This is a genomic window from Cellulomonas hominis (assembly GCF_014201095.1).
GTDB lineage: Bacteria > Actinomycetota > Actinomycetes > Actinomycetales > Cellulomonadaceae > Cellulomonas > Cellulomonas hominis.
Genome location: NZ_JACHDN010000001.1, coordinates 219,743 through 236,053 on the forward strand (window position 1 = coordinate 219,743; position 16,311 = coordinate 236,053).

General features: G+C 72.2%; 17 protein-coding genes, 1 tRNA gene, 1 pseudogene and 1 other annotated feature. Of the genes and pseudogenes, 11 read left to right on the top strand and 8 right to left on the bottom strand.

Annotated elements, in window-relative coordinates:
• Positions 1 to 39: 39 nt before the first annotated feature.
• From HNR08_RS01055 to HNR08_RS01070, 4 genes are all read right to left on the bottom strand, one after another.
• Positions 40 to 1,338: a sigma-54-dependent transcriptional regulator family protein gene (locus HNR08_RS01055; RefSeq protein WP_221286292.1), complete on the bottom strand. Its 1,299-nt coding sequence runs from the start codon at positions 1,336 to 1,338 to the stop codon at positions 40 to 42.
• Positions 1,339 to 1,409: 71 nt separating this feature from the next.
• Positions 1,410 to 1,838 (bottom strand): DUF779 domain-containing protein, encoded by a 429-nt coding sequence (locus HNR08_RS01060; RefSeq protein WP_146840093.1) that lies wholly within the window; start codon positions 1,836 to 1,838, stop codon positions 1,410 to 1,412.
• Between the two features lie 71 nt (positions 1,839 to 1,909).
• Entirely contained in the window at positions 1,910 to 3,433 is a 1,524-nt protein-coding gene (exaC, locus tag HNR08_RS01065; RefSeq protein WP_146840095.1) for an acetaldehyde dehydrogenase ExaC, read from the bottom strand.
• Between the two features lie 182 nt (positions 3,434 to 3,615).
• Complete coding sequence (locus tag HNR08_RS01070) at positions 3,616 to 5,019, bottom strand: choice-of-anchor D domain-containing protein (RefSeq protein WP_183834722.1); 1,404 nt, start codon at positions 5,017 to 5,019, stop codon at positions 3,616 to 3,618.
• A 250-nt stretch (positions 5,020 to 5,269) separates the two neighbouring features.
• On the opposite strand from HNR08_RS01070, the gene HNR08_RS01075 reads away from it, so the two are divergent.
• Positions 5,270 to 5,626: a PGPGW domain-containing protein gene (locus HNR08_RS01075; RefSeq protein ID WP_146840099.1), complete on the top strand. Its 357-nt coding sequence runs from the start codon at positions 5,270 to 5,272 to the stop codon at positions 5,624 to 5,626.
• Between the two features lie 10 nt (positions 5,627 to 5,636).
• Here HNR08_RS01075 and HNR08_RS01080 read toward each other — a convergent pair whose 3' ends face one another.
• Entirely contained in the window at positions 5,637 to 6,167 is a 531-nt protein-coding gene (locus HNR08_RS01080) for a MarR family winged helix-turn-helix transcriptional regulator (protein WP_146840100.1), read from the bottom strand.
• A 99-nt stretch (positions 6,168 to 6,266) separates the two neighbouring features.
• Between HNR08_RS01080 and HNR08_RS01085 the strand changes: the two genes are divergently transcribed.
• The 10 genes and pseudogenes from HNR08_RS01085 (at position 6,267) to HNR08_RS01130 (ending at position 13,671) form a co-directional block, all read left to right on the top strand.
• Positions 6,267 to 6,884 carry an NADPH-dependent F420 reductase gene (locus HNR08_RS01085; RefSeq protein WP_146840102.1) on the top strand — a complete coding sequence of 206 codons (618 nt, stop codon included), beginning with the start codon at positions 6,267 to 6,269 and terminating at the stop codon, positions 6,882 to 6,884.
• 109 nt (positions 6,885 to 6,993) lie between these two features.
• Complete coding sequence (locus HNR08_RS01090; protein WP_146840104.1) at positions 6,994 to 7,185, top strand: hypothetical protein; 192 nt, start codon at positions 6,994 to 6,996, stop codon at positions 7,183 to 7,185.
• Between the two features lie 56 nt (positions 7,186 to 7,241).
• A complete protein-coding gene (gene orn / locus HNR08_RS01095) occupies positions 7,242 to 7,904 on the top strand; it encodes an oligoribonuclease (RefSeq protein ID WP_276509380.1) in 663 nt (220 codons plus the stop codon).
• Between the two features lie 89 nt (positions 7,905 to 7,993).
• Positions 7,994 to 8,069 (top strand) — tRNA-His (locus HNR08_RS01100).
• Positions 8,070 to 8,169: 100 nt separating this feature from the next.
• Entirely contained in the window at positions 8,170 to 8,700 is a 531-nt protein-coding gene (locus HNR08_RS01105) for a hypothetical protein (protein ID WP_183834724.1), read from the top strand.
• Between the two features lie 48 nt (positions 8,701 to 8,748).
• Positions 8,749 to 9,986, top strand: a pseudogene (locus HNR08_RS01110) (IS3 family transposase).
• Positions 9,027 to 9,140, top strand: a sequence feature (AL1L pseudoknot). It overlaps the preceding pseudogene by 114 nt.
• A gap of 214 nt (positions 9,987 to 10,200) precedes the next feature.
• Positions 10,201 to 10,857, top strand: a complete 657-nt coding sequence (locus HNR08_RS01115; protein WP_221286293.1) for a Crp/Fnr family transcriptional regulator — start codon at positions 10,201 to 10,203, stop codon at positions 10,855 to 10,857.
• Between the two features lie 264 nt (positions 10,858 to 11,121).
• Positions 11,122 to 11,358, top strand: a complete 237-nt coding sequence (locus tag HNR08_RS01120; protein ID WP_146836307.1) for a heavy-metal-associated domain-containing protein — start codon at positions 11,122 to 11,124, stop codon at positions 11,356 to 11,358.
• A 100-nt stretch (positions 11,359 to 11,458) separates the two neighbouring features.
• Positions 11,459 to 13,390, top strand: coding sequence for a heavy metal translocating P-type ATPase (locus HNR08_RS01125; RefSeq protein WP_146836304.1), 1,932 nt, complete (start codon positions 11,459 to 11,461; stop codon positions 13,388 to 13,390).
• Positions 13,363 to 13,671: a hypothetical protein gene (locus HNR08_RS01130; RefSeq protein WP_146836301.1), complete on the top strand. Its 309-nt coding sequence runs from the start codon at positions 13,363 to 13,365 to the stop codon at positions 13,669 to 13,671. Before HNR08_RS01125 ends, HNR08_RS01130 begins: the two co-directional genes overlap by 28 nt.
• 34 nt (positions 13,672 to 13,705) lie before the next feature.
• Here the strand turns inward: HNR08_RS01130 and HNR08_RS01135 are convergent, their stop codons facing one another.
• The 3 genes from HNR08_RS01135 to HNR08_RS01145 all read right to left on the bottom strand — a co-directional run bounded on the left by HNR08_RS01135 (position 13,706) and on the right by HNR08_RS01145 (position 16,305).
• Positions 13,706 to 14,692: a DNA-processing protein DprA gene (locus tag HNR08_RS01135; RefSeq protein ID WP_246803024.1), complete on the bottom strand. Its 987-nt coding sequence runs from the start codon at positions 14,690 to 14,692 to the stop codon at positions 13,706 to 13,708.
• Between the two features lie 80 nt (positions 14,693 to 14,772).
• Positions 14,773 to 15,048 carry a hypothetical protein gene (locus HNR08_RS01140; RefSeq protein WP_183834726.1) on the bottom strand — a complete coding sequence of 92 codons (276 nt, stop codon included), beginning with the start codon at positions 15,046 to 15,048 and terminating at the stop codon, positions 14,773 to 14,775.
• Between the two features lie 339 nt (positions 15,049 to 15,387).
• Positions 15,388 to 16,305: an ATP-grasp domain-containing protein gene (locus HNR08_RS01145; protein WP_307724254.1), complete on the bottom strand. Its 918-nt coding sequence runs from the start codon at positions 16,303 to 16,305 to the stop codon at positions 15,388 to 15,390.
• Positions 16,306 to 16,311 lie beyond the last annotated feature (6 nt).

Genomic DNA, 16,311 nt, shown 5'->3' on the forward strand with positions numbered 1-16,311 from the left:
GCACGCTACGTCATCCCGGCCGCGCGCGCCCCCGGGGTCTCACCGCCACGGGTGCGTCGCCGGCCCCGCCCCCAGCCACCGCACGAGCAGCTCCAGCCGGCTGACCGCCCGCGCGTGCGCCGCGGTCCCCGGCGCGGTGACCGCCACCAGTCGTTCCCAGCCCTGCCAGTCCTCCGCGCCCTCGTCGCGGTCCAGCCACCGCTCGAGCGCGACGGCGTCGCCCGCCGCGAGCACCCCGGCGCGCAGGTCCGACGCCAGGGCGTCGCGCACCCGCTCGACCCCGGGGGCGCGCGAGCGCGGCAGCACCGGCCCGGCGTAGCGGTCCAGCGCCGCCCGCACGTCCCCCGCGGCCAGGGCGTCGCGCACGGCGGCGGCGTCGGTGCCCAGCGGCTCCGCCAGCCGGTACGGCCGGGAGTGCGCGACCAGCGACCCGGCGGCGCGGCGCAACCGGGACACCTCGGCGCGGACCGCGACGTCGGACATGGCGTCCGGGTGCAGCAGGACGGCGAGCTCGTCGGCGTGCAGGCCGCGCGGGTGCTCGGCGAGCAGGAGCAGCAGCTCGGCGTGCCGCAGGGACAGCGGCCGCGCGGGCTCGCCGGGCCGGACCAGGACGCCGGACCCGGGCCGCAGCACCTCCAGCCGGGTCGCGGGGCCGGCGGCCGCGGGCAGCGCGACGCCGCGGGCGAGGCTGCGGGCGCGGAGGTCGGCCTCGACGGCGGCGGCGGTGGCCCGCACGAGGGAGAGCATGAGGCCGGAGGCGGCCGCCTCCCGCCCGGTGACGTCGAGCGCCCCGAGGATCCGCCCGTCGGGCCCGCTCAGGACGGTGGCGGTGCAGGACCAGGGGTGCACGGCGCGGGTCCAGTGCTCGGCGGCGTGCACCTGCACGTCGTGCCCGGTGGCCAGCGCGGTCCCGGGAGCGTTCGTCCCGGCGTGCCGCTCGTCCCAGGCGGCGCCCTCGACGAACCCGACACCCTCGACGGCGCGGCGCACCCCCGGGTCGCCCGCCACCCAGAGCAGCCGGCCGTCGACGTCCGCGAGCGCGACGACGAACCCCTCGCCGACCGCCGCGTCCAGCAGCAGGCCGCGCACCACGGGCAGCGCGGCGCGCAGCGGGTGCTCCCGCCGGTACGCGCGCAGGTCGGCGTCGGTCAGCGTGACCGGAGGGGCCGGGCGCTCGGGGTCGATGCCGCTGCGCAGGCTCCGCAGCCAGGAGTCCGCGACGACGGGACGGATGCCCGGCACGGGCGTCCCGGTGGTGACGAACCGCTCGTGGGCGGCGCGCACGCGCGCCACGGCGGTCGCGTCGGGGCGAGCCGGGTCGAGCCCGTCGGTCGGCACGCCCACCCCCTTCGACGTCGTCGTCGCGCCGCCAGTCTCGCCCGCCGCGCGCGCGGGCGCCATCCCCCGCCTCAGGCGGATCCGTGCAGCAGCGTCGGCGCCTCCCCCGCGGCCGCCGACGCCCGCCACTCGTCGTCCGTCAGCAGGCGCGAGCGGATGAGGAACCGCACCCCCTCGGGCGCCTCCAGCGAGAACCCGGCCCCGCGCCCGGGCACCACGTCGATCGTCAGGTGCGTGTGCCGCCAGTACGCGAACTGCGCCCGGCTCATCCACACCGGGACCGCGACGTCGTCGTCGACCCGCAGGTCGCCGAGGTGCACGTCGGCGTCGCCGGTGATGAGGTCGCCCGCCGGGTAGCACATCGGCGAGGACCCGTCGCAGCAGCCGCCGGACTGGTGGAACATCAGGTCGCCGTGCTGCGCGTGCAGCCGGCAGAGCAGGTCCGCGGCGGCCGGGGTCAGCGCGACCCGGGACGCCGCGGGTGTCGTGCCGTCGTCCACGTGCCCTCCTCCCGCCGCCCCGCGGCCCGGCCGGTCGCACCCGGCCCGGGCCGCGGGGCGTGCGCGCCGGCTCAGAAGAACCCGAGCTTCTGCCCGGAGTAGGACACCAGCAGGTTCTTCGTCTGCTGGTAGTGGTCGAGCATCATCTTGTGGTTCTCGCGCCCGACGCCGGAGCCCTTGTAGCCGCCGAAGGCCGCCGCCGCGGGGTACGCGTGGTAGCAGTTCGTCCACACGCGGCCCGCCTCGATGTCCCGGCCCGCCCGGTACGCGATCGACCCGTCGCGGGACCACACGCCGGCCCCGAGCCCGTACAGGGGGTCGTTCGCCGTGTGGATCGCGTCCGAGTAGTCGGAGAACGACGTCACCGCGACGACCGGGCCGAAGATCTCCTCCTGGAAGATCCGCATCGAGTTCTTGCCCTCGAAGATCGTCGGCGTGACGTAGTAGCCGCCGGCCAGGTCGCCGTCGAGCTCCGCGCGGGTGCCCCCCGTCAGGACCTTGGCGCCCTCCGCCTTGCCGATGTCGATGTACGACAGGATCTTCTCGAGCTGGTCGTTCGACGCCTGCGCGCCGATCATCGTCTCCGTGTCCAGCGGGTTGCCCTGCTTCACCGCTTCGGTGCGGGCGATGGCGTCGGCGAGGAAGCCGTCGTAGATCGACTCCTGGATGAGCGCGCGGGACGGGCAGGTGCACACCTCGCCCTGGTTGAGCGCGAACATCGTGAAGCCCTCGAGCGCCTTGTCGTAGTAGTCGTCCTTCGCGCTCGCGACGTCCTCGAAGAAGATGTTCGGGCTCTTGCCGCCGAGCTCCAGCGTCACCGGGATGATGTTCTGGCTGGCGTACTGCATGATCAGCCGGCCGGTCGTGGTCTCGCCGGTGAACGCGATCTTCCGGATCCGCGGGCTGGACGCGAGCGGCTTGCCGGCCTCCACGCCGAACCCGCTGACGACGTTGACGACGCCCGGGGGCAGCAGGTCCGCGATCAGCTCCATCAGCAGCAGGATCGACGCGGGCGTCTGCTCGGCGGGCTTCATGACGACGGCGTTCCCGGCCGCGAGCGCCGGGGCGAGCTTCCACGTCGCCATGAGCAGCGGGAAGTTCCACGGGATGATCTGCCCGACCACGCCGAGCGGCTCGTGGAAGTGGTACGCGATCGTGTCCGCGTCGATCTCCGAGATCGAGCCCTCCTGCGCCCGGACCGCCCCTGCGAAGTAGCGGAAGTGGTCGACGGCGAGCGGCAGGTCGGCCGCCAGCGTCTCGCGGACCGGCTTGCCGTTCTCCCACGTCTCGGCGACCGCCAGCATCTCGAGGTTCTGCTCGATGCGGTCGGCGATCTTGTTGAGGATCACCGCGCGCTCGGTCGACGTCGTGCGGCCCCACGACCGCGCGGCCCCGTGCGCGGCGTCCAGCGCCCGCTCGATGTCGTCGGCGTCGCCGCGCGCGACCTCGGTGAACGTCCGGCCCGTCACCGGCGACGGGTTCTCGAAGTACCGGCCCGACGCCGGGGCGACGAACTCGCCGCCGATCCAGTGGTCGTAGCGCTCGCGGTAGGTGGCGGGGCTGCCGGGCTGGCCCGGCGCTGCGTAGACGGTCATGTGCGCCCTCCGTGCAGAACGGCCGGCCGGCGCCGGGGTGCGGCGGCGGCCGGGGGCACCGCGTCGTTGCGGTGCGCCGTGCGGCGACCGTAGGTCGGGGACGGTTGCAGGTGCGTTGCAGCGCAGGCCAGCGGGTGCGGGCGGGGCCGCGGGCGCAGCGGTGCGGGCCCACGCCCCGGGGGTCAGGCGCGGGCGCGGCGGACCGCGACGAGCACCGCGCCGGCGAGCAGCGCGAGCACGGCCGCGCCGGTGCCGACGAGGCCGCCCGTGGTCGCCAGGACCCCGGAGGCGACCACGGCGGCCCCGGGGTCCGCCGGGTCCGCTGCGGCCGGCGCCGGGTCCGCGGGGAGCGGCGCCGGCTCCGGGCCGGCCGGCAATGGTTCGGGCGCCGGCTCCGGCTCGGGGTCCACCGGGCCGGGACCCGGCGGGACGGGCTCCGCCCGCACCGTCCCGGTCACCGGGACGAGGGCCTCGGCGGGGTCGGCCGCCGTCACACCGGCGGGCGCGTCGTCCACGGCCACCACCCGCACGGTCGCGGCCAGGTCGTCCGCGCCGGCGGTCCACGCGACCGTGCCCGTCACCGACTCCCCCGGCGCGACGGCCCCCGCCGGCAGGTCCGCGCGCACGCCGGCATCCGCCCGCGCGCTGAGCGTGACGGGCACGACGCCGGTGTTCGTCACCTCGAGCGGCGCGGACACCTCGGTGCCCTCGGGCACCGCGCCCAGGTCGACGGCCGCCCCGGACACGCCCGCGGTCCGCGGGACCCCGACGCCGCGCCGCAGGGGCGCGTAGGGCCGGGACACGACGGTCGCGTCACCGACGGCGTGCGTCGGCAACCGGGTGTCCCAGCCCGACGACACCGGGCCCGGCGCGGTGGGACGCAGGACCAGCCGGACAGCGGCAGCCGTTCCCGCCGGCACCACCAGCGCGCCGGGCTCGCCGTCGGCCAGGGCGAACGGGGCGCGGAACCCGGACAGGTCGACCTCGACCGGGCCGGGCGTGATGTTGCGGATCGTGAACGCGCGCTCGGCGGTGTCGCCGACGAGCACCTCGCCGAAGCCCAGGTCCTCCGGCTCGACGAGGACGTGCTGGACCGAGAGCGTCTGGCCGGCGTACGCGCTCGCGGTCGCGCCGTCCGGCGTGGTGGCGCTCACGGTCAGGCCGGTCACGTAGGAGTGCCAGGCGCCCGTCGCGCGCGGCCCGTAGGTGAGCCACATCGCGCAGGTGTCCCCCGCCCGCATCGCGACGGTCTGGCTCCAGATCGACCGCGGGCAGACGCCGGACAGGTGCAGGGTGACGCCCTCCGGGTCGGTGTACCAGCTCGACAGGCGGAAGGTGACGTCCTGCTTGGCGGTGACGGTCATCGCCCCCGTGCCCACCGCCGCGGTGCCCAGGCCGGCGGTCGCGTCCCACCGGGTCGCGGAGAGGGTGAACAGGTCGTTGTCGGCCGGGGCACCCCAGGTCTCGTCGACCACGCCCGTGCCGGCCGCGGGGGGCTCGGCCGCGACGGCGGGCGCCGCGGCCGGGAGGACGGCGGAGGCCGCGGCGAGCGCGACGGCGGCGAGGAGGTGAGGGGCGCGGGGCATCGCAGGTCTCCCGGGGTGGGGGCGGCTGACGCCTCCGGGCAGGGTCCGCCGGCGGAGGCGCCATCCAGGAGAGCGCCGCGCGGGCCCCTGAGTGCCGGGACCGGGTCGGATCGGGGTGGCGCTAGGTGCCACCGACCGCCCGGCTGAGTGCCGCACTGAGTGGTCCCGCCCGGCCCGGACCGGGCGCCCGGGAACACCCACGCGCGCCCGGACGTCTACTCTCTGACGACCCCGACCCCCCGGAGCACGCATGCCCGACGACGGCCTGGCCGCCGAGATCGCCGCCGGCGAGCGCACCGACACCGGTGCGCACCGCGCGCTGGCCCGCCTGCGCGCGCGCCTGGACCGCACCCCGTGGCTGCGGCTGACCTACAAGATCGTCGTGACGACGGTCGGTGTGACCGTGGTCCTCGTCGGCATCGCCCTGCTCGTCCTGCCGGGCCCCGGCTGGCTGATGATCTTCCTCGGCCTGGGCATCCTCGGCACGGAGTTCCCCGCCGTGCGGCGGCTGACCGACCGGCTCAAGGCCCTGGTGCTCGGCGTCTGGCACCGGTGGCGCGAGCGCCGCGCCCGGCGCCGGGCGGGCCGGGCCGCCGGTCCGGCCTGACGGCTCCGGCTCAGGCCGCCCCGGCCGCGTTGCCGCACGCGTCGGAGGGGTCCGCGAGCGGGCTCTGCGCCTGGAGCCGGTTCTCCGGGTCCAGCGCCCCGAGCACCGCGAGCGCGATCGCGTCGAGCTGGTCGACCTGCTCCGGCGTGAGCCGGTCCACGACGAGGCGGCGCACCTCGGCGACGTGCGACGGCGCGGTCGCCACCACCTTCGCCCAGCCCGCGTCGGTCAGGGCGGCCAGCGTCGCGCGGCGGTCGTCGGCGCTGCGGGCGCGCGTGAGGTAGCCGCGCGCCTCGAGCCGCGCCGCGACGTGCGACAGCCGCGGCAAGGTCGCGTTGGTGCTCGCGGCGAGCGCGCTCATCCGCAGCGTGCGGCCGGGCGCCTCGGAGAGCTTCGCGAGCACCAGGTAGTCGTAGTGCGACAGGTCGGCGTCACGCTGCAGCTGCTGGTCGAGGGCGGCGGGCAGCAGCTCCGCCACCGCCTCCAGGCGCGTCCACGCCTGCAGCTCGCGGGTGCTCAGCCAGCGCGGGTCCTCGGTCATGGCGCCCATCCTACCCGAACAGTTGACGCTTCAATCGTCGAGGCGCACAATCAGTTGAAGCGACAACAACCCGTCGCGGACCGACCGGAGGAGCAGGACATGACCAGCGTCACGATCATCGGAGCGGGCAACATCGGCAGCGCCGTCGCGCGGATCGCACTCAGGGCCGGCGCGGACGTCCAGGTGCTGACCCGCGACCCCGCCGCGGCCGCCGCCGTGGACCCCGCCATCACCCCGGGCACCGTCGGCGACGCCGTCACGGGCGAGATCGTCGTGCTGGCCCTGCCCTACCCCGCCCTCGCCGAGGTCGCCGACCGGTACGCCGACGGGTTCGCCGGCAAGGTCGTGGTCGACGTCACGAACCCGGTCGACTTCGCCACCTTCGACGCGCTGGTGGTCCCGGCCGCGTCCTCCGCGACGGCCGAGCTCGCCGACCGGCTCCCGCAGGCGCGCGTGCTCAAGGCGTTCAACACGACCTTCGCGGGCGCCCTCGCCGCGGGGACGGTCGGCGACCAGCCGACCACCGTGCTGATCGCGGGCGACGACGCGGACGCCAAGGCCGCGCTCGCCGGCGTCGTCGAGGGCGGCGGCCTGCGTGCGGCCGACGCCGGCCCGCTCCGGCGCGCGCGCGAGCTGGAGGCGCTGGGCTTCCTGCAGATGACGCTCGCCGCGTCGGAGCAGACCACCTGGGCCGGCGGCTTCGCCCTGGCGCGCTGAGGGGAAAATCGCGTGACCGCGCGGGGTGCGCGGTGGAACCGTAGGGATCACCGCGGTGCGTCCCGGGGCCCGGCCAGGCCCCTCCCAGCAGCACGACAGGACCACCACCATGCACCCCACCCTCACCTTCGACCTGATCCGGGCGGACCACGCCGAGCGCCTGGAGGCGGCCCGCCTGAGCCGCCGGCGCGAGGCCAGACCGGCCGACGGGACCCGCGGCCGCCCCCCGGAACCCCGCCGGACGCAGCCGTCGCTGCGCACCCTGCTCGCGGGCACCACGGCGGTCGCCGGGATCCGCTGACCCACCGGTGAGCCCGTCGGACCACGGTCCGGCGGGCTCACCCGTACCCTGATCCGGTGAGCACCCTGGGCAACGGCAACGGCAGCAGCGACCGCATCGTGTGGATCGACTGCGAGATGACCGGACTCGACTCCGTGTCCGACGCACTCGTCGAGGTCGCGGCCGTCGTCACCGACTCCGAGCTGAACGTGCTCGGCGACGGCGTCGACGTCGTCATCGCGCCGCCCGCCGAGGCGCTGGCCCAGATGGGCGAGTTCGTCCGCACGATGCACACCACATCCGGGCTGCTGGAGGCCCTCGCGTCCGGCACGACGCTCGCCGACGCGCAGGCCCAGGTCCTCGACTACGTGCGGCAGTGGGTGCCCGAGCCCGGCAAGGCGCCGCTGGCGGGCAACTCGGTCGGCACCGACAAGGTGTTCCTCGACCGCGACATGCCCGAGCTCGTCGGCCACCTGCACTACCGGGTGATCGACGTCTCCTCCATCAAGGAGCTCGCCCGCCGCTGGTACCCGCGGGTCTACTTCGCCTCCCCGCAGAAGCACGGCGGGCACCGCGCGCTGGCCGACATCCTCGAGTCCATCGACGAGCTCCGGTACTACCGGGCGGCGCTGCTCGTGCCGCAGCCGGGTCCCGACTCGAAGGCCGCGAAGGCCGTCGCCGCGCAGGTCGAGGCCACCTCCGTGGCCGCCGCGCACCGGTCCTCGACCCCCGCGTCCTGAGGACCCCGCAAGACCCGGTACACTTTTCGTCGGCCCCGGTTCGCCGGGGTCGTGCACGGCTCGTCCCCCCGGGGGCGGGGCGGGCGATGGTGGCTATAGCTCAGGTGGTAGAGCGCCTGGTTGTGGTCCAGGAGGTCGCGGGTTCAAGTCCCGTTAGCCACCCCAAATGGGTCAGGTGTGAACTTGCGACCAAGGGTCCGCCCTTGGTCGCGGTTCGCGCCTGGCCCATCTTCTTTGCCTCGGCGGCCCAGCTCAGGGCGTCGGCATGGAGGCCGGACAGGCTCAGCCCGTCGTACGGGTTGCGGTAGCCGACGCGCACGTCGTTGTCCTCGTCGATGTAGATCGTCTTGAACAGCGCCTGATTGATGAGCCGACGGTTCGCGTCGTCGGCGTGCTCGTAGATGTCGGCGGCGTTGGACAGCAGTTTCAGGGAGTCGTCGAGGTTCTCTCGCGCAGCCGTGTAGTGGCCGTGGTGCGCGCTGATCCTGTGTTCGATGGTCTCCAACGAGGCGGTGATCCGGTCCTGCTCGCGCTTGAGGAGGTCGAGTGGGATGGCGCCGGCGTAGTGGGCTTGGAGCAGCTTCTGCTGCTCGCCTTCGAGCTGGGTTCTCCGGGACGCGAGGTCGGCGAGTTCGGCGGCGCCTTCGGCCATCATCTCGTCGAACCGGGCGTGAATCATCGCCGAGACCGCCTCGATCGTTTCCGGGTCGAGCTGCACCTTGGCGTAGAAGCGCTCGATGAGCCGTTCGACCTGCTCGATCAGCATCGCTTGCCGGGTGCAGTCGCCTCGTCCTGAACCGCCCCGGCTTCCATGGAGGCTCTCAACCCACGGAGGATGAGGGTCATGGCTGCACCGAGGAAGTATCCGGACGAGCTGCGTGAGCGCGCGGTCCGGCTCGTGCTGGACGCGAAGAAGGACCCGGTGACTCGTCCGGCGGCGTGCCGGCGGATCGGTGAGCAGCTCGGGATCAATCCAGAGACGCTGCGCGGGTGAGTCAACCAGGTCGAGATCGACGCCGGCGACCGGCCCGGGACCACGACCAGCGACGCGCAGCGGCTGGCCGAGCTGGAGCGGGAGAACCGGGAGCTGAGGCGGGCGAACGCGATCTTGCGGAGCGCGTCGGCTTTCTTCGCGGCGGAGCTCGACCGCCCGTCACCCAGGTAGTCGAGTTCATCGACACCCACCGTGCCGAGTTCGGGGTCGAGCCGATCTGCGTCCAGCTGCAGGTCGCCCCGAGCACGTACTACGCCGCCAAGTCCCGCCCGCCCTCGGTGCGATCGGTGACCGACGCCGCGCTGAGCGAAGTGATCGCGGTCGAGCACGCCGCGAACTACGGCGTCTACGGGGCCAGGAAGATGTGGAAGCACCTGCACCGGCTCGGGCACACCGTCGCCCGATGCACCGTCGAGCGGCTCATGCGTGCCGGCGGCCTGCACGGGGTGGTCCGCGGCCGGTCGAAGCGCACCACGATCCCGGGCAAGGACGGGATCCGGGCAGGTGACCTGGTCAACCGGGCGTTCAGCGCGACGGCACCGAACGAGTTGTGGGTCGCGGACTTCACCTACGTCCGCACCTGGTCCGGGTTCGCCTATGTCGCGTTCGTGATCGACGTGTTCTCCCGGATGATCGTGGGCTGGAAGGCCGACACGAACATGCGCGCCGCCCTGGTCACCGACACCCTCGAGATGGCGACCTGGGCCCGCGGCCGGGCCGGGATCACGGACCTGACCGGGTTGATCCACCACAGCGATGCCGGGTCTCAGTACGTCAGCCTGGCGCTGACCGAGCGCCTCGCGGCCCTCGGGATCCGCGCGTCGATCGGGACCGTCGCGGACGCCTACGACAACGCCCTCGCCGAGTCCACGATCGGGCTGTTCAAGACCGAGCTGATCCGTCGCCGCGGCCCGTGGCGGACCCTGGACGACGTCGAGATCGCGACCCTGGAGTGGGTCGACTGGTTCAACAACCGTCGCCTGCACACCGAGCTCGGCGACATCCCACCCGCCGAGCACGAGATGAACCACTACCGTCAGAACCCGGCCGTCGTGACGGCCGAAACCAGAGAACCGAGCCTCCGCTGAACCCGGGGCGGTTCACGACCTTCCCGTGACGACTGCCTGCACGTGCTTGCGGGGACCCGCGCCGCGTGGCGTCCGGCTGATCCGGGGCCTGCTCTAGCCTTGAGACAGACGAAAGGGGGCCGAGGTGGCACAGAGACGAAGCACACCCTTGGTGGTCCCCACCGCCGACCCTCATGTCTGCACACCGGGCGTGCGGTTGCGGATGCTGGCACGTGTGCCGTTGTTCGCGGACCTGGACGTTCACGATATCGCCCAGGTCGATCGGCGCTGTCAGGCTCATGCCTTTGAGGCTGGAGCGGTCGTGTATCACGCCGGAGCATCGGCGACAAGGATGTATGTCGTGGCCACGGGGGCCGTCAAGGCGGTACGCCCAGCCCTCGATGGCCGCGAGACGATCCTCGACCTGTGCGCTCCGGGCGACTTCCTCGGTGCTGTTCCCGCGTTGGGCGAGGACGTCTACTCAGACACCGCCTGGGCGGTCTCCGCCTCGTGCCTGTTGGGCCTAGAGGCTCATGACTTCGACGCGATCATGGAGAGGTTCCCCGCCGTGGCCAGGGCCACCCTCAGGGGTGTCTCCCGCAGGTTGAGCCAGGCACAACAGGCGGTCCATCTGTTGGCGGGCGCACCGTTGGAGCAGCGCCTAGCGGCCATGCTGCTGCTGATCGCGGACAAGATGGGCCGCCCCTGGGACGGCGGCACCCTGCTCGATGTGCCGCTGACACGTGAGGATTTGGCCTCGATGACCGGCGCTGCGCCTGAGTCGGTCAGCCGGCTGTTGAGCGGGTGGCGACGAGAGGGCCTGATCGACTCGGGCCGACGATGGATCGCCGTTCGCGACCCCAAGGCCCTCCACTCGCTGCGCGACGCCTGACCATCTCCGGTCGGACACCCGACCCTTCTCATGCACAACTGAGGTCAGTGCGGCTGCACGCGTGGGTGCGTGTGGATGCAGAACCCTCCGCCAACCGAGCGGTCTCAGACGACTCGCCGAGTTCACCCGGAGCACGATGAACCCGATCCTGGGAGGAATCTGCGGTTACTTGATCTGCGTCATGGTGACCCTGCCGGACCGTTCGTAGCGTCATGAGTACCAGCCCAACTCCGGGCGGAACCGTCATCGAAAGGGATGATGATCATGACGACGAACGCTTCTTCCACACGCACCGTCCTGCGGGCCGAGGGCTTCTCCTGCCCCTCGTGCGTGGCCAAGATCGAGAAGCAGGTGGGGCGCTTGGACGGCGTGTCGGCGGTGAAGGTGCACTTCGCCTCGGCTCGCATTGAGGTCGACCACGATCCGGCGCTGGCGAGCGTCGAGGACTTGGTGGCTGCGGTGGCCAAGGCCGGCTACGTGGCACGACCGGCCACCTTCTAGCCCAGCCCTGATCCCGAAGTCGGCGCCTACGGATACCCCTGGGCGCCGACACCCATCGATCCGAAGTGAACCGCCACCCAAGAACGCGAAGGAAACCACCATGAGAACACTGACCGCACTCCTGCACCGCCGCTGGGCGATCCCCGGCGTCTCGGGACTGCTGATCGTCGTCTTCATCCTGGCCGAGCGGCTGTTCGACCAGCAGCTCCTCGTGAATGCGCTGATGGTGGCTGCGGCAGCCGTTGCAGGCACCCCCATCGTCATCAAGGCCACCCGCGCCCTGCTCACTCGCGCGATCGGGATCGACCTGCTGGTCAGCGTGGCCGCGATCGGAGCGATCATCATCGGCGAGTACTGGGAGGCTGCGGCCGTCACCTTCCTGTTCGCCGTCGGCCACGCACTAGAAGCGGCCACGCTGAACAAGACACGTTCAGCATTGGCCGAGCTGGTGGCCGTTGCTCCCGATGCGGCGGTCGTGCTGCGGGACGGCCATCAGGTCGAAGTCCCTGCCAATGAGGTCGCGATGGGCGAGATCGTGCTGGTCAAGAACGGCGCCAAGGTCCCCGTCGACGGCGAGGTCGTGGCCGGCACCGGGAGCATCGACGAGGCCTCGATCACCGGCGAATCGATCCCGGTGGAGAAGTCCGAGGCCGATCACGTCTTCGCCGGCACCGTCTCCCGTAGCGGCTTCTTGCAGGTGCTTGCCACCGGCGTCGGGGCCGACACCACCCTGGCCAGGATCATCCACCGGGTCGAGGAGGCCCAGGACGCCAAGGCCCGCACCGCCCAATTCATGGACCGCTTCTCAGCCTGGTACACCCCCGCCATCATGGTCGGCGCACTCGCCGTCGGCCTGATCACCTCCGACGTCGTGCTGGCGCTGACCCTGCTGGTCATCGGCTGCCCCGGCGCCCTGGTGATCTCCATCCCGGTCTCGATCGTCGCCGGGATCGGCCGCGCCGCCCGGGACGGCATCCTCATCAAGGGCGGGGAGTTCCTGGAGACCTCAGCCAAGATCGACACCGTCGCGGTCGATAAGACCGGGACCCTCACCGAAGGCCGACCCCAGCTCACCGACGTCATCGTGCTCAATCCAGCCCTCGACCGCACCGGCGTCCTGCGATGGGCCGCGCTCGCCGAGGCCGGCTCCGAACACCCCCTCGCCCGCCCGATCCTGGACGCCGCGGCCGACGCCGGCGTCGCCCCGGTCGGGCTCGCCGACCACACCGAGCCCGTGCCCGGCAAGGGCATCGCCGCCACCGCCGGCCAGCACCGGGTCCTGATCGGCAACGCCGCGCTGCTGGAGCACTACGACCTGCCTGACACCCTCCAAGCAACCCGCGTCGCCGAAGAACTCGCCGCCGCCGGGCAGACACCGATGATCGTCGCCATCGACGACACCGTCGCAGGCGTCATTGCCGTCGCCGACGCTCTGCGGACCGATGCCGCAGCGATGGTCGACCGCCTGCACCACTCTGGCGTGCGCACCGTCGTCATGCTCACCGGCGACGCCCCCCAGGTCGCCCACGCCGTGGCCACCGCGACCGGCATCGACGAGGTCCACGCCGGTCTGCTGCCCGAGGACAAACTCGACGCCGTCGCCGCGCTGCAACGCCGCGGACACACCGTGGCTATGGTCGGCGACGGCGTCAACGATGCCCCCGCCCTGGCCACCGCCAACATCGGTGTAGCCATGGGCGCCGCCGGATCAGCCGTCGCCGTCGAGACCGCCGACATCGCCCTCATGGGCGACGACCTGCTCAAACTCCCCGAAGCGATATCGCTGGCCAAACGCACCGTCAACAACATGCGCCAGAACATCACCATCGCCATGATCACCGTCACCCTGCTGCTCGTCGGCGTCCTCTTCGGCGGCGTCACAATGGCTATCGGCATGCTCGTCCACGAAGCATCCGTCCTCATCGTCATCATCAACGCCATGCGCCTCCTACGCCGACGGGCCCGACAGCCAGCGCCGAGGTTCGCTACTTCCTGCGTTGCTACATGCCGAGCAACATCCTGCTCGATCTGATCCGCACGAGGAAGGGACTGAAGTGGGGCGTCCCCGCGATGCTCCTGGCCGGTCCCTACCTGGCCATCGCCTTCTGGTGCACCACACTCATCGAGAACGGCGGCCCAGGATGGCTCCACCTCGTCGTGCTGGTCTGCCTCTGGAACGCTCTCAAGATGATGGCCATCGGCCCAGTGAGCGTCGTTCTCCTCGTAAGGGCTCGCGCCCGTGAGTACCGCGCGCAGCGGCAGGAGCTCTCCGAGGATGTGCCACTGGGTGAGCTCACTCGAAGCTCTCGCTGAGTTCAGGCTCCGGCGTCCACCGCTGACCGGCGCGCTACAGCGTGCGCGTCCGAGCGGGCGAAGAAGGGCGGACGAGCTCCATGTCGAGCCCTACTCGCGGCGTCTGGTCTCGTTCCACCAACCTGGCAAGATCCGAAGTGTCCGCCACCAAGGATTTGATGCCATTGCGCAGCAGACGATGCGGTCCCACACTCACAGCGCTCGTGACTGGACCGGGGACGGCACCGACACGTCGGCCGAGCTCGCCGGCTCGCTGGGCAACCAGCAGCGAGCCAGATCGAGCGCCCGCCTCGACGATGACCGACGCGGAGGACAGCGCAGCCATCAGTCGGGCGCGGGCGATGACCCGGTGTCGGGTTGGAACGGCACCGGGCGGAACCTCGCTAACGAGAAGGCCGACATCGGCGACGCAATCGAGCAGGTCGCGATGGCCGACAGGGTACGGGCGATCAACTCCGTTGGCGAGGATGGCGATCGTGTCGCCACCTGCGGCGAGCGCGGCCTGGTGAGACGCGCCTTCGATCCCGTAGGCACCTCCCGCGACGACAACCCGTTCGTCGGCGGCAACGGAACTGGCGAGCTCCCGGGCAACATACTCTCCGTAGGAGGTGCATGCCCGAGCGCCGGTGATCGTGACGAGATCGCTCACCGGACGCGAGAGGAAGGATGACGCACCGCGGGTCCACAGCACGTGGGGGGCGACTTCACCAAGATCGTCGACTGCGGTGGGCCACTCTCTATCGCCTGGGATGAGCGCTCGAACGCCTGATTGCTGCACCTGGTCGACACGCGCGGCCAGTTCATTCGCACCTGGCACGCTGAGGTGGTCGCGCCAGACTTCCGCGTCCACGGGGCTCAGCCCCACCACCGCACCGTCACGCTCAGCGAGCCAAAGCGTCTCGACTGCTCCCAGCCTGGACAGGATGCGACCTGTCACAGGGTCATTGGGCTCGACCAGCATGGACAGCACCATCCTCGCGGTGCGCTCGTCGCTCGCGACATCACCCAAGCTGGTCATCATCGGTTCCTCTCGGCGCTCGTTACCGACGAGGTGCGCCGAGCGCTACCGACGGATCAGCAATTCGGAACCGCAGCTACGAGTCATCGCGCCTCGTCCACGATGAGTCCCGCCTCGACCAGTGCTGCGCGTACGGCCTTACGGTCCGCTCCCATCCGACGGCCGATGGCGCGCATCGAGACACCTGCTCGGGCGAGGCGCACTGCCTCTGCTTTCTCGTCGATCCCCAGCCCCGGGCGGCGGCTCGGCACGTTGCGGCGGCGCAGGTGGGAGAACACCGTTGCGCGGTGGATGCCGTACCTCTCAGCGAGCGCCTTGACGCTCATCCCGGCCAGGTAGTCGCCGACGAGGGCGTCCACCTCGGAGGCGGTGAGAAAAGTCTGAGCCGTCTCGACAGTCCTCACAACAGGGCCACGATCGTCCTTCGGAGCGGTATCCTGGGGACGTCGAGAGACCTCGTAGACCCCACGGTCTAGGCGGTTGACCAGGGTCTTTGTCTTGGGGGCGGAGTTGCCGAACCTCCTACTCAGGCACCCCAGCACGGACGGGCGTCGTACCCCTCGGGTACGGCGCCCGTTCGTCGTCCCGGCCCCCCGGCCGGGCGGAGCCCCGCCGAGGTCGTCGGTTGCGCCCGCGCGACGGGGTGCGAAACCGACGACCTCGGGCGCAACCGCCGACCTCGCGCCCGCCCGGGGTCGTCAGAGGCGCTTGAGGATCGCGTCCGCGAAGCGGTCGACCGCGCCCGGGGCCTGCGCGAAGAAGAAGCTGGGCTCGATCAGCTCGAGCTCGAGGACGACCGGGTTGCCCTCGTCGTCCGGGATGAGGTCCACGCGCGTGTACGCGAGGGGCTGCTCGACGCCGGTGATGAGCGAGCCGATCGCGTCGACCACGCGCTGCCCGACGGCCAGCTCCGCCGCGGAGGGCTCGCGGGCCGTCATGACCTCCTCCTTGTAGAGCACGCCGTCCATCGTGCCCTCGCGGTACGGGCCCTCGAGCAGCGGCGCCTTGCGGACCGCGTGGCTGAGCTCGCCGTCGAAGTAGACCAGCGCCGTCTCGCCCACCGTGTCGACCTCGCGCAGGTACCGCTGCACCATGACGTGCCGGCCCTGGTCGAGCAGGCGCTTCACGTGCTGGATGGCCAGCGCGCGGGACGGGGTCTGGCTGGCGTCGTACCGCCCGGTGTCGCGCGAGCCGGCGCTGATCGTCGGCTTGATGACGAAGTCGCCGAACGCCGGGAACCGGGTGTGGATCGCGCGGGCGTTGAAGTTGCGCGCCGGGTCCATCCAGATGGTCGGGACGATCGGCAGCCCGGCCGCCTCCATGGCGCGCTGGTAGATCTTGTCGATGTTCCAGGTGAGCACCTGGGCGGGGTTGATCAGCCGCGTCGCCTGGCCGACCCGCTGGGTCCACCAGCGGAAGTCGCGGGCGTGCTCGGTGTAGTCCCAGGTGGAGCGGACGACGACCGCGTCGTACGAGGACCAGTCGACGTCGCCCGCGTTCCACACGGGCGACTCCACCTCGAGTCCCCGGTCGCGGAGCGCCGCCACGAGCGGCGCGTCGTCGGGGTCGAGGTCCGGCAGGGCGGCGCAGGTGGCCAGGGCGATCCGTGTGCTCACCCTGGG

Bases quoted from the DNA above. Each gene is read 5' to 3' on its own strand.
- exaC (WP_146840095.1), bottom strand. From the start codon at position 3,433: ATGACCGTCTACGCAGCGCCGGGCCAGCCCGGCAGCCCCGCCACCTAC.
- HNR08_RS01070 (WP_183834722.1), bottom strand. From the start codon at position 5,019: ATGCCCCGCGCCCCTCACCTCCTCGCCGCCGTCGCGCTCGCCGCGGCC.
- HNR08_RS01075 (WP_146840099.1), top strand. From the start codon at position 5,270: ATGCCCGACGACGGCCTGGCCGCCGAGATCGCCGCCGGCGAGCGCACC.
- HNR08_RS01090 (WP_146840104.1), top strand. From the start codon at position 6,994: ATGCACCCCACCCTCACCTTCGACCTGATCCGGGCGGACCACGCCGAG.
- HNR08_RS01085 (WP_146840102.1), top strand. From the start codon at position 6,267: ATGACCAGCGTCACGATCATCGGAGCGGGCAACATCGGCAGCGCCGTC.
- HNR08_RS01120 (WP_146836307.1), top strand. From the start codon at position 11,122: ATGACGACGAACGCTTCTTCCACACGCACCGTCCTGCGGGCCGAGGGC.
- HNR08_RS01135 (WP_246803024.1), bottom strand. From the start codon at position 14,692: ATGATGACCAGCTTGGGTGATGTCGCGAGCGACGAGCGCACCGCGAGG.
- HNR08_RS01130 (WP_146836301.1), top strand. From the start codon at position 13,363: ATGCCGAGCAACATCCTGCTCGATCTGATCCGCACGAGGAAGGGACTG.
- HNR08_RS01080 (WP_146840100.1), bottom strand. From the start codon at position 6,167: ATGACCGAGGACCCGCGCTGGCTGAGCACCCGCGAGCTGCAGGCGTGG.
- HNR08_RS01125 (WP_146836304.1), top strand. From the start codon at position 11,459: ATGAGAACACTGACCGCACTCCTGCACCGCCGCTGGGCGATCCCCGGC.
- HNR08_RS01105 (WP_183834724.1), top strand. From the start codon at position 8,170: ATGGAGGCCGGACAGGCTCAGCCCGTCGTACGGGTTGCGGTAGCCGAC.